Source organism: Candidatus Hydrogenedentota bacterium, from assembly GCA_018005585.1.
GTDB lineage: Bacteria > Hydrogenedentota > Hydrogenedentia > Hydrogenedentales > JAGMZX01 > JAGMZX01.
This window is the reverse complement of the sequence record JAGMZX010000214.1, coordinates 1-7,057: the sequence shown is the minus strand read 5'-3', so window position 1 is coordinate 7,057 and position 7,057 is coordinate 1. Positions and strand designations below refer to the sequence as shown.

General features: G+C 62.4%; 7 protein-coding genes. 1 reads left to right on the top strand and 6 read right to left on the bottom strand.

Features of this window, described 5'->3' with window-relative positions; all coding sequences use genetic code 11:
- Positions 1-401: 401 nt before the first annotated feature.
- Complete coding sequence (locus KA184_22270) at positions 402-872, bottom strand: hypothetical protein (GenBank protein MBP8132316.1); 471 nt, start codon at positions 870-872, stop codon at positions 402-404.
- 415 nt (positions 873-1,287) lie between these two features.
- Here KA184_22270 and KA184_22265 point away from each other — a divergent pair, with 415 nt between their 5' ends.
- The gene (locus KA184_22265; GenBank protein MBP8132315.1) at positions 1,288-2,991 is read left to right on the top strand and encodes a DUF4384 domain-containing protein; all 1,704 of its coding nucleotides are present in this window, start codon (positions 1,288-1,290) and stop codon (positions 2,989-2,991) included.
- Between the two features lie 24 nt (positions 2,992-3,015).
- Here the strand turns inward: KA184_22265 and KA184_22260 are convergent, their stop codons facing one another.
- The 5 genes from KA184_22260 to KA184_22240 form a co-directional block, all read right to left on the bottom strand.
- Entirely contained in the window at positions 3,016-3,366 is a 351-nt protein-coding gene (locus KA184_22260; GenBank protein ID MBP8132314.1) for a DUF1294 domain-containing protein, read from the bottom strand.
- A gap of 54 nt (positions 3,367-3,420) precedes the next feature.
- Positions 3,421-3,837: a hypothetical protein gene (locus tag KA184_22255; protein MBP8132313.1), complete on the bottom strand. Its 417-nt coding sequence runs from the start codon at positions 3,835-3,837 to the stop codon at positions 3,421-3,423.
- Between the two features lie 554 nt (positions 3,838-4,391).
- Positions 4,392-5,528, bottom strand: a complete 1,137-nt coding sequence (locus KA184_22250; protein ID MBP8132312.1) for a caspase family protein — start codon at positions 5,526-5,528, stop codon at positions 4,392-4,394.
- 4 nt (positions 5,529-5,532) lie between these two features.
- Positions 5,533-6,381 carry a hypothetical protein gene (locus tag KA184_22245; GenBank protein MBP8132311.1) on the bottom strand — a complete coding sequence of 283 codons (849 nt, stop codon included), beginning with the start codon at positions 6,379-6,381 and terminating at the stop codon, positions 5,533-5,535.
- A 44-nt stretch (positions 6,382-6,425) separates the two neighbouring features.
- Positions 6,426-6,998, bottom strand: a complete 573-nt coding sequence (locus tag KA184_22240) for an ATP-binding protein (protein ID MBP8132310.1) — start codon at positions 6,996-6,998, stop codon at positions 6,426-6,428.
- Between the last annotated feature and the right edge of the window lie 59 nt (positions 6,999-7,057).

Here is a 7,057-nt window from a genome sequence, read left to right as displayed (position 1 = left end):
GCATACTGCAGCGGGTTCAGGCCTTTGTACTCATTCACGCCCACCAACAACGCGCACCGCTTCATGAACAGTCCTCCCACCGCCCCGGCCCCCCGATTCCATAGTCGTTCCGCACCGCCCCCGCCTTTCCCCCACAACAGACCATAATGTATACGAAAAGGAACTTCGCGCGCGATACCGGGCCGGAAGTAGTTGGAAACCGTAGTTTCCATATGGCCTGCACGGGCGGGACGCCCGGGACACCGTGGCATGGGCATCTTCCCCGCGAAAGCGGGGACCATGCTCCTAAACCCCTGTCATTGACTCGCACGGGCGGGACGCCCGTGCCACGTGTTGTCTTGCCCGTGTTTCTTATGCGAGGGAAAACACCGTGTCTGTTCAGGCTTGGCGGCAGGAGTGCATTACGGGATGTTGTTCTCAGTCACCAGGATTTCCGGGAGCAACTCGTAGCGGACCCAACGCGCCAGGTCCATGACGCCCAGTTCCGGCGATTCGATCAGGAGCGGGTCGGTCCGCTCGAAACCGAGCCCCCTCGGCGGAAACAGAATCTGCGGGACATTCGCCATCCCCGGCAAGGCCCTGATCCGCCGGGTCAACTCGTCTCCGCGCATCTCCCAATAGTGGAAATCCCGCACAATGACCCAGGGCCGATGGGCCTGCGCGACAGCCAGCAGCTCCTGCCAGGAATCCGCCCGGTACACACGGAGAAGCCCTGCCTCACGAAAGAACTCCTCGAGCAGGTCGGTCAGCCCGAGGCTCGGGTCGTAATTCGACACCAGAACCGGTATATGGGCCGCGCGGATGAAGGCAGGGATATCGCCCGCGTCATCAGTCAAGGCGTCGGCAGCACCCCGTGGCGGTATGAGAGTCATGTGTCACTTGCCCCGCGCATATCGGCCATGACCGGTTCCATCACAACGATCCCGTGAAGGTCTTCTCCGCTCATTGTAACACTCCTTGCAGGTCGCCGCGGCCGGGGCGGCCGATTTTCTCGCGGGAGCACCTGCACAGCGCGGCGGGCCTCCTGGACCGCTTGCATGCGTTGCGGCGTATCGAGGAAGAGACCGGCGCGTCGTCGTGCCCGCGCGGCACGCGTATTCCCACTCCGCCTCTGTGTGAAACCGGAAAACGCCCGCCGCCGTTGACTCGGCGGCGGCGGGGAGACTACCATGCGGTACGGAAGGGGAGGGCGTGCGTTCCGCCGGTTCGGCCATCGGCGGCGGGCGACACGCGGAGCGGATGTGGCGGGGGCAAGACCGGCGCCATCACAACGGGAGGCATGTATTTATGGCCAAGGATGCAAGGAACGATTGGGCCGTCGAGCGGGTGGAACCGGCCAAGGGCTGGTGGAGCGAGAAAGCGCCGGACGCCGCGCCGAATTCGCTCTTGTTCCTGGCCGCGCCGGACGGGCCGGGCGCCGCGCCGGCGGCGCCGGGCAGGAGGCTGCCGGGCAACCTGCAGGGCAGGAAGGGCCTGTCTTTTCTGCGCGTCTACAAGGACGTGAGCAGCGCCCAGCTCGCCTTCGCGGGCGTGAAGCAGGACGGCGCGGGCCGCCCCTACGACATGCTGGTCCCATGCCAATGGCAGGTCGCCAACCCGGAACAGTTCCTGGCGCGGCATCCGCTGCAGCCGGTCGAAATGGCCCGCGCGGGCGCCTCGCTCTCGAAGAAGCTGGTCGAATCGTGGCTGGCCGACGCGCTGCTGCAGTTCGTCCGCCGGACGCTGCGCCACGATCGCCCGGACCTGACCCTGGAATTGCTGCGCGACCACAACGCGCTGCCCGCTTCGTGGTGGCAGGAGCAGTTCAACCAGTCTTTGGGCGGTTTCGGATTGCAGCTTGCCGTTACCGCGGCGCCGGCGTGGGAAAGCGAAGCCGCACAGCGCGCGGAAGCCGAACGCAGGCGCAAGGAAGACCTGAGCCGCATCGCCCGCGAGCGGGAACAGGCGCTCGCGGCCAAGCGCCGGGAGGACGAACTCCAGGCGCGCCACGACACGGAAATGGCCCGGATCGCGAACGACCGGAGCCTCAACGAAGAGCAGAAAGCGCGCCAGAAGGCAGTCCTTGAGCAAAGGCACCGCGCCGACATACTCAAGGCCCAGGGCGAACACGAGAAGCTCCGGCACGGCCTCGAACAGGCCGCGCTCGAACACGAAATCAAGATGGCGGAACTGCGCAACGACCTCGACGGCGCGCGCAACGCCAAGGCGCGCAAGGCGGAGGCCGACGAGCGGCACGCGGCCGTCATGGGCGAGTTCCAGAAGGCGCAGCAGGCCTTCGAAGCCATGGCGGAGAAACTGTTCGGGCTCCTCGAGCGCCTTCTCGACCAGACCAGCCACTACCAGGCCCTCGAAGAACTGGTGAACCAGCACAAGGTCGCGCCCAACGTGATACGGCTCATGGGTTATCCCACGCTGTTCCAGGAATTCCTGGAACGATTGAAGGCCAAGACGCAACAGGCGCAACCCATGCGGTTCAAGATGCCCAAACTGACCACCCGCGACGCGACATCGCTGAACGTGAACCGGAAGACCGTCCAGGCGCTGCCCGTGGACGCCATCACGAAAGGCAGTTCGCTCCAGTTCGAATTCACCGCGACGCGGAACGGCTATGCGACGCTGCTCAACCTCGGAACCAGCGGCAGCATTTGGCTCAATGTGCCGAGCGCGTTTGTCTTGCCGGGAAACGCCCGCGTGCAGGCCGGACAGCGCTGTTTCATCCCGAACGCGGACGGGCCCGGCCTGCTTCCGCAAGACGGCCTCGACCGCAACGGATTGTATTACGGCGAAGGAGGGCCCGTGGGCTGGGAGCATATGGCGATTATCATCTCCGACGAGCCCTTGTTTGACCCCGCCATCTGCAGCCGGGCCCAGCCGCGCGAACCTTTCATTCGCCTCGCTCACGAGGAAGTGCTCGAACTCATGGAACGCCTGGAAGCAAACCCGGACATGTGGACCGCGGACGTCTTGTCGTTCCTGGTCGTGGAACGGTAGGCGGCGGGCAATCGCGCGCGAACCTCAGCCCCCGTACCGCAGATACAGGCACGCCAGCACCACCTGCACCGCGACAATCGCGAAAAACACGCGCCGGAACCGGCTGTCGCGCGTCTTGTGGCGGAAGAAGATTTGCGCGACCAGCGCCGCCGGCGAACCGCCCGCCGCCGCCAGCGCATGCAGCACAAACTCCGGCACGCGCCAGCCCCCCGACGCGGCCATGTACTTGTCGTACCCGTAACACACGAACGTCGCCACGTTCACCCCCAGAAACACCGACCGGAGAAACGACATCCCCGCCAAGCCGAAGAGAATCGCTACGCCCAAGGCAAGGCCAAGGGCAACGATGAACATGTTCTGACTGGGAGACTTCATTGCAGATTGCTCAGTATCCACATAAAAGTAGAAAGTGTATTCCAGACACTGATGTCATCCTTTCGCAAGAAACTCCTGAAGATACTTCGGAACAGGCAAACCGCCCTGTTTATAAAATGCGTTCTTTGTAAAACAGAATACCCCGTACTCCACGCTGTCACCTGATAATTGTGCCGTCACATAGCAGGATTTGTTCGTGCAAATGGGACAACCGCCCCCGCCCCCCATTCGAGCCAAGCCGCGTGCGTACTCCAGCAAGGATTTCAGCTTGTCTTGCAGGGACTGATGCTTGTCTTCTTCAAGCGGCACCTGCTTCTGCTCGAGAAGTTGCTTGAGCAACTCAAGGTTCGTTGCCGCGAGACGGTCATAGATTTCAACTGAGATATTTCCGGCGAGTAGGTCTCGGTCAGCCGTTGCAAGATTAGAACGAATCCGCTGCATTTCCTTTTCAATCTCTTCTAGTTTAGCCATCTATGGAATAGCTCCTTTTTTCGACTCAAGGTGAATGTGGTGAAAGAGTACCTCTGATTTCGGTGTCCGGTACCGTTCGAGATAAAACTCCGCTCATGGTTTCGGATAAGGGTTACCGAGAAACTCAAGAAGGTGCTGTGGAATCGGTCTGTCACCTTGTCTGTGAAAGCCTGCCATGGTAATGTTGTCACCCAGGCACTCTATACCATATACTACTATTCTGTGATCTATGTCTATATATGCATTTTGTCTGCAGCCCCTACTAGAACTATGACATCGTGGACAGTATCCAGAACAATTTCCCCATTGGAGTCGGGCGAGCCCACTCGACCGCTCCACAAAGGTATCCAATTCGGCCTGGAGGTCTTGGTGTCGTCTTTGTTCCGAAGCGCTTTGTTCCTCCTGAAGAAGGCACTTCAGTAGTTCGAGTTTTGTCGTGGTCACCCGGTCATATAACTCCAATTTCATAACCCCGGCAAGAAGGTCTTGGTCCGCCTTCTCGAGAAAGGCACGGATTCTCGCCAGCTCCTCGCGTATTTGTTCCAGCCTTTCCATTATTCTGACTCCTCCTGCCCTGAACTTCCGTATGACCGTGCTTCGTGAAGCAACCGCTCCACATCTCTTCGCGTCTGCTCATCCATACTGCTGCTCAGCGACTGCGCCAGATACTTTGCCGCAGCGTCCATCTCCCCGAGCAGGTAGTAACACCTGCCGAGGATCAGGTTGACCCCTTTGAGGGAAGGCTGGACTTGCATGAGTTCTTCATATTGCGTCACGCGTCTACGCAACTGGTCCATCGATTCCCGTTCCAGCGCAGCCAGACTCGCGAACGTGCTCAGCGGGCGGGGGGGGGCCTCAACGGGTTCAGGGCGCCGTTTCGGCGTAACATGCCGCGGCCTTTCCGGCTGTTTGTGCAGGGCCGCGCTTGCGTTCCTCCGGAGAAAGACGTACGTCCCGCCCTCGCCGTATAGATGCCCGAATTGCGGCGTCTGCCGGTGTTTTCGGTCTAGGCTATCGCGAACGACGTGCTCACGCACATGCACCCCCAAGTGGTCTGCCGTGGTGTACGGGCTGGCGTTACGTAGCGCTTCCAGGAACCGCCCCGTGAAGATGCTATGCCCGAAAAGGCCACCGTCGAGAACGCGCTGATCCTTCATGCCTGCCGCCAGCACTTGACGGACCTTGCGGTCGCGGCGTGTGAGTTCGGCAAGCACGGCGTCGTCGAAGAGTTCTTTGCTTTCCAGCACGGCGGGATCCCGCAGCGCCAAGCCTCCATAGCACGCATCCACGATAAGGAAGACATGCTTCGCCGGAATCATCGGCAGGTAGTCGTCGCGAATCGTCGTGAGCGACAGGTTGGCATAGGGCCGGTTCGGGTCGCCGTCGTGCGGAAGCAAGAAACCGCGGTCGTCTCCAATGGCCGAGGTCACCGTGATCCCGTGACCTGCGAAAAAGATTACGACCCCGTCATCTTCGTCCGTCTGCTGCAACTCCTGTTCGAGATACCGCGTGATATTCTGTTTGGTGGCATCTTCGTCAAAGAGCGTCCAGACCGGGTCAAACCCGAATTCCTCCTGGAGCGTGTGCGCGACCGCTTCGGCGTCGCCCCGGGCATAGCTCAGGTCGTACTGTGGGTCGGCGTAACGCCCCACGCCGATGATCAGGGCCTTGCACGATGCATAGACTTCCATACCGTCAACTCTCCAGGTGCAGGGCGAAGCGCATGATGTAGATGTTGTACCAGGCGGCGGCGGCTACGGCGGCGAGGAAGAGGAGCACGGCGACCCAGTTCGACAGCGCCGCGCCGAGCAGGAGGTACGCGAGCAGCGCGTCGGCGGCGCTGTAGATGACGAGCGTCGCCGCGTTGGAGCGGTTCGTGTCCTTGCGGACCATCGCGCGGATGAACCCGATGGTGAAGACCGGCAGCAGCAGCACGATGACGAGCCACGCCAGGAACCGTCTCGGCGCGTTGATCTTCGCCATCTCCTCCTGCACGCGCCCCGCGCTCAGGATGCCGGGCGAGGTCTCTTTCGTGTAGCGGCGGTCGAGCAGGAGCGCGCCCGAGGCCACGTCGAGCAGGCGCAGGTCGAGGTCCAGCGCCGCGTCGCCGTCGAAGGACTCGAACGCGCGCACCTGCCCGAACAGGACGCCCTCGACGCCCAGCGCCGCGCCCGCCTCGCGCGCGGCCGCGGCATCGGCCACGCCCGCCAGGCGCAGGCCCAGCGCGCCGCGCACCTTCTCGCCCAGCGTGCGGTCGCGCAGGTCCAGGACGCCCGACGGCGCAATCACGAGACGGAACTGGTTCGTCAGATAGCCGGACGGGTCGCCGGCCAGCGGCAGCAGCGCCACCGTGCCGATGCCGTCGCGCGCGTCACGCAGGTCCCTCACGATGTCCGGCATGACGGAATCCGCCACCTCCACACGCATCGGGCTCACGCCGGGCGTCTCCGGCCCGAGCGCGTCCCACGCCTGCGACCCCAGAAAGAACGCCAGCAGAAGCGTTCCCGCCCGGCTCGCCAGGTTCCATAGACCGCGGAATATCATGGTTCAATCCTCCATGGGCGGGACGCCCATGACACTACCCGTCCTCATGAGTCCTCGCCCTCCTCGTCGCTGGAGGCGGCGTGTCGCGCGCGCCAGGCGTCGAACTCGGCCAGGCACTCCGCCGTCACGGAGGGGCGCACCTTCTCCAGGGCCGCATCGAAATCCGCCTGCGATACCTCCTCGTCCTTGCCGCTGGCGCGTTGCCGGCTCACCGTGGAGAGTCTCGCCCGAACGCACAACGACGCCATGTCGGCGCCGTTGAAGCGGTCCGTGCGCTCCGCAATCGCGGCATAGTCCACATCCGCGGCGACGGGCATGCCTTTCACGCTCAGGCGCACGATGGCTTCTCGCGCGGGCGCGTCCGGCGGTCCTACATACAGCAGACTGCGGGCATGGCGAAAAGTGTGCAGCACCGCAGGATCGACTTGCCAAGGTTGGTTCGTGGCGACAAAGAGCGCCACGAAGTTGTCCTTCGACCCTACCCTGTGAGAGAAGTCGACGAAAGCGGCGACAAGATGCTCGCAAACGCAACTCCTTTTGCACAAGGTCCCGTCTGCATTGTCAAAGAGCACAACAGATCTTTCATATTCCTCCGTCCTGGAAAGAAGTTCTTGCATGCTTGTCTGCATAAATGCACGGTCGCTTCGTCTGGCAGGAGGACTATGAAGCGTGAACA

Coding starts and splice junctions, on each gene's coding strand:
- KA184_22270 (MBP8132316.1), bottom strand. CDS start 872: ATGACTCTCATACCGCCACGGGGTGCTGCCGACGCCTTGACTGATGAC.
- KA184_22265 (MBP8132315.1), top strand. CDS start 1,288: ATGGCCAAGGATGCAAGGAACGATTGGGCCGTCGAGCGGGTGGAACCG.
- KA184_22260 (MBP8132314.1), bottom strand. CDS start 3,366: ATGAAGTCTCCCAGTCAGAACATGTTCATCGTTGCCCTTGGCCTTGCC.
- KA184_22255 (MBP8132313.1), bottom strand. CDS start 3,837: ATGGCTAAACTAGAAGAGATTGAAAAGGAAATGCAGCGGATTCGTTCT.
- KA184_22250 (MBP8132312.1), bottom strand. CDS start 5,528: ATGGAAGTCTATGCATCGTGCAAGGCCCTGATCATCGGCGTGGGGCGT.
- KA184_22245 (MBP8132311.1), bottom strand. CDS start 6,381: ATGATATTCCGCGGTCTATGGAACCTGGCGAGCCGGGCGGGAACGCTT.
- KA184_22240 (MBP8132310.1), bottom strand. CDS start 6,998: ATGCAAGAACTTCTTTCCAGGACGGAGGAATATGAAAGATCTGTTGTG.